This window comes from Gaetbulibacter aestuarii (genome assembly GCF_039537665.1).
Taxonomy (GTDB): domain Bacteria; phylum Bacteroidota; class Bacteroidia; order Flavobacteriales; family Flavobacteriaceae; genus Gaetbulibacter_A; species Gaetbulibacter_A aestuarii.
In genome coordinates this window covers 1-528 of sequence record NZ_BAABAY010000010.1, presented here as the reverse complement: position 1 = coordinate 528, position 528 = coordinate 1, and the positions used below count along the sequence as shown (strand labels likewise).

The following is a 528-nucleotide window of genomic DNA, read 5'->3' as shown; positions in this document are numbered from 1 at the left end:
GGTCTACCACATTCCATTTTATATGTACCAGCAACTAATGATTACGTTTTTGGTGTGGGTGGAGACCTGTTAAAACTTGAGCTTGGTAGTGCTTTTATAGAACACCCCATGATTAGCATACCAATAATCCCAATCATATCGAAGGTATTTGACGCCGAATTTGGTAACAAGAAAAAAAACTTGAGTTATCTAAATGATATTGAAAAACAGATCAGAGATATCGTTGTCTTTAAAAAACCAAAAAAAGTTGAAATTGCTTTTGAGGATGGACATCTCGAAACAATAACAATTAGCGAGAAACATAAGACCCGTGAGCAGTTATCCAGATATATTTTAGAAAATAAAATAGAAAAAGGTTCAAAACTGCTTATCGATATTCGATCTCAGGACAATTATAAATTAACTTTAATTAAAAAATAAATGATACATGTAGAACACAAATGGTTCCTGGAAAAGCAGCCCGTTTTAATCCTGACAAGGAATGGGCCAAACAAAAAATCAGAATTCAGAACCAAAAAGTCGAGTTAA

1 protein-coding gene is annotated in these 528 nt (G+C 33.1%); it reads left to right on the top strand.

Annotated elements, in window-relative coordinates:
• Window positions 1-420: hypothetical protein (locus tag ABD682_RS14690; protein WP_344742388.1), on the top strand; the 420-nt coding region annotated here is incomplete at its 5' end.
• Window positions 421-528: the final 108 nt, after the last annotated feature.